The 2,690-nt window shown below is 67.7% G+C and carries 1 protein-coding gene; it reads right to left on the reverse strand.

Annotated features, from left to right (window positions below; all coding sequences use genetic code 11):
• Positions 1 to 2,690, reverse strand: a 2,690-nt coding sequence (locus tag EF834_RS18010; protein WP_127948649.1) for a non-ribosomal peptide synthetase, incomplete at both ends; no start/stop codon positions are given.

The raw sequence follows: 2,690 nt of genomic DNA on the forward strand, positions 1-2,690 counted from the left end.
GCGAATGGGATGTTGTAGGCGGCGGACTCGGGTTCGAGACGGTTGAGGAACCACATCCGCTGCTGCGCGAGCGAGAGTGGGATCCGGTCCGGACGCGGACCGGCCACCAACGCCTTCCGGCCGCCGCCACCGGCCAACGCCTGCACCGAGCCCGCGAGCGCCTCGACCGTCGACGCCTCGAACAACATCCGCACCGGCACCCGCGCATCGAGGACCGCACCCAACCGGGCAACGACCTGCGTCGCGACCAGCGAATTACCACCCAGAGCGAAGAAATCATCATCGAGACCGACCTCGTCGGCACCGAGAACCTCCGCGAACACACCCGCGACCAGGACCTCCGCCTCACTGACCGGAGCCCGGAACACCGCCGCCTCGAACACCGGCACCGGCAACGCCTTCCGGTCCAGCTTGCCGACCGCCGTCAACGGCATCTCGTCGAGCACCATCACCGACGACGGCACCATGTACCCCGGCAACAAAGACTCGACGTGCCGGGTGATCGCCGCGGCATCGACACCGGCATCGGCCAACACGTACGACACCAACGCCGTCTGCCCCGACGCCATCCGATGCCCGACCGTCGTCGCGAACGACACACCCGGATGATCGGTCAACGCCGAATCGATCTCACCGAGCTCGATCCGGAAACCACGCACCTTCACCTGGAAATCCGACCGCCCGACGAACTCGATCGCCAACTGCTCGGTCCACCGCACCACATCACCGGTGCGATACATCCGCTCACCGCCGCCACCGAACGGGTTCGCCACGAACCGATCCGACGTCAACCCCGCACGACCGTGATAGCCCCGCGCCAACGCCCCACCCGACAGATACAACTCACCAGCCACACCCACCGGAACCGGACGCAACCGGTCATCGAGCACCAACGCACCCACACCCGCGACCGGGCCACCGATCGTGAGCGGCTCACCGGCGAACAACTCACCACGGGTGGACACGATCGTCGTCTCCGTCGGACCGTACGCGTTGAAGAACGTCCGACCCGGAGCCCACGACCCCACCAACTCCGTCGACGGGGCGTCACCACCGACCGCCAACAAACGCAGATCGGCGAGCCCCGCCGGATCCATCGACCCCAACACCACCGGAGTGATCAACGCCACCGAAACCCGATGCTGCTCGAGATACCCCTGCAACTCCTCACCACCGAGGATCTCCGGCGGCACCACCACCAGCTCCGCACCCGCAGCGGCCGCGAGCGCCCACTCGAGCACCGACGGATCGAAACTCGGCGAACAGATCGACATCACACGATCGACCGGCCGCACCCCGTACAACCGCACCGACTCGTCCACCAGACCCGACAAACCACCATGGGTGACCACCACACCCTTGGGCTTGCCCGTCGACCCGGACGTGTAGATCACATACGCGGCATGATCGACCCGCAACGGGCGAGTGCGATCGGCGTCGGTGACCGCCGCCACCGACCGCCCCGCATCGGCCGCGGCCCGCTCGAGCTCACCGAGCGTCGACCACGCCACCGCCGACGGCAGATCCGCGATCACCGCCCCGGCCGCGATCCCCATCACCGCCGCCGAATCGGCCACCATGTGCTCGATCCGGTCCGACGGATACGTCGGATCGACCGGAACGAACGCCGCACCGGTCTTCGCGACCGCCCACACACACAACACCATCTCCCACGAACGCGGGAACGACAGCGCAACAACACTTTCCGGACCAACACCCCGACCGGCCAACTCACGCGCGAGAGCACTCGACCGCTCGTCGAGTTCCCGATACGTCAACGTCGTATCCGCACACGTGACCGCCCGCTCGCCGAGACGGCCCGCGACATTGCGACCGAAGATCTCGGTCAACGTCTCCACCCGAGGCACCACCGGACCCGCCACACCCGTCAGCGCAGCCCACTCCGACTCGTCGAGGACCTCGACATCCCCCACCGGCCGCGCCGGATCGACGGTCACCGCCTCGAGCACCCGCACCAGACGCTCACCCAACGAGACGATCGTGGCCTCGTCGAACAGATCGGTGGCATACGTCAGATCCACCGCCCACCGGTCGGCGCCCGGAACCACCGTCACCTGCAGATCGAACTTCGCGACCTGCGCATCGAAATCGACCGCGGCAACGGTCAACCCCGCCAACTCCACCGACCCCTGCTGCGCCCCCTGCCACGACTGCCCCAAATTCTGGAACGCCAACGCCACCTGGAACAACGGATGCCGGCCCTGCGACCGAACCGGATCGAGCACCTCCACCAGGCGCTCGAACGGCACATCCGCATGCTCGAACGCCGCCAGATCCGTCGCCCGCACCCGCGCCAACAGATCCGTGAACGACTCCCCCGACTCCACCTGCGCCCGCAACACCAACGTGCCCACGAACATGCCCACCAGATCGTCGAGCGCGGCCTCACCACGCCCGGCCACCGGCGTACCCACCGCAATATCCGCGGTGCCACTCAGGCGCGCCAACACCACCGACAACGCCGCATGCACCACCATGAACGCCGTCGCGCCCTGCGCCTTCGCCAACGCCTCGACCCGGCCGGTCAACCCCTCCTCGAGCGTGAACCCGAACGAGGCACCCGCATGCGAGGCCACCACCGGACGCGCACGATCAGCCGGCAGATCCAACTGCTCCGGCAACCCCGCCAACGCCTGCTTCCAGTACTCGACCTGCCGCGCGATCACCGA

The organism is Rhodococcus spongiicola (genome assembly GCF_004011835.1).
GTDB classification, from domain to species: Bacteria; Actinomycetota; Actinomycetes; order Mycobacteriales; family Mycobacteriaceae; genus Prescottella; species Prescottella spongiicola.